We start from the raw sequence: 1,011 nt of genomic DNA on the forward strand, positions 1-1,011 counted from the left end.
TGGTAGATTGTAAAATTAATCCGAACGCTGTTCGGACAAAAAAGATCAGCTTCCTTTAAAATGGTGTTTACCACAAACCCATCTTTTAGGAGCTGATCTTTTGTCTAGTATAACCTATTCCGAACGAATTAAAATCGAAACCTTTTGTGAACTAGGGCTGTCCAATATCCAAATGGGCGTTCGGCTGAACCGATCACCGTCAACAATTTCTTATGAATTATCTCGATGTCAACCTTATCAGGCTGAATTAGCACAAACAGATGCCGAATACAAGCGATCACGATGTGGTCGGAAAACTAAGCTGAGCGATGAGTTAAAGCAAAAAATTCTCAACCATTTACGTCTAAGCTGGTCACCAGGAATGATTGCTCACGAATTTAAACTAGCTACTAAATCTATTTATAATTGGCTAAATCAGGGGAGAATTGATTTCTCCTTGAATGATCTACCTGAACATGGCGTACGCCAACGGCGTAACGTTGACCAACGATCCAAATATAATCAATCCTTGGGGCGATCAATTGAACAGCGTCCCATGATTATTAATCAACGTAATCGCATCGGCGATTTTGAACTAGATACAGTCGTTGGTCCTCGTGGGCATAGTAAGGCAGTTTTATTAACTTTAATCGATCGCAAATCACGGTTCCTTTGGGCATACCGGTTAAAAGATCGGACGACAGCGACTGTTAATGAAGCACTAACTAAGTTCCTAACCACTTTTAATGGTCCGGTGCACAGCTTTACTGTGGACCGTGGCACTGAGTTTAGTGGGCTAGTATCACTTGAATCACAATATGGTATTAAGACCTATTACTGCCATGCTTATACGCCAGCTGAACGTGGTAGTAATGAACGCTTTAATCGGAATTTACGTTATGTTTATCCCAAAGGGACTCGTTTTGAGCACATTAGTGCTCAAGATTTAACGACGACGTTACTCCAAATTAACCAGCGACCGCTTAAAATACTCGACTGGCAAACACCGTATCAGGTTATGCTGACAAATTT

The 1,011-nt window shown here is 41.0% G+C and carries 1 protein-coding gene; it reads left to right on the plus strand.

All coding sequences use genetic code 11. From position 1 onward, the window contains the following. Positions 1-100 precede the first annotated feature (100 nt). Positions 101-1,011 (plus strand): IS30-like element ISLpl1 family transposase (locus tag JUF13_RS14395; protein WP_203640205.1); only part of this gene is annotated, 911 nt, incomplete at its 3' end.

The sequence above is a fragment of the Levilactobacillus wangkuiensis genome (assembly GCF_016861605.1).
GTDB lineage: Bacteria > Bacillota > Bacilli > Lactobacillales > Lactobacillaceae > Levilactobacillus > Levilactobacillus wangkuiensis.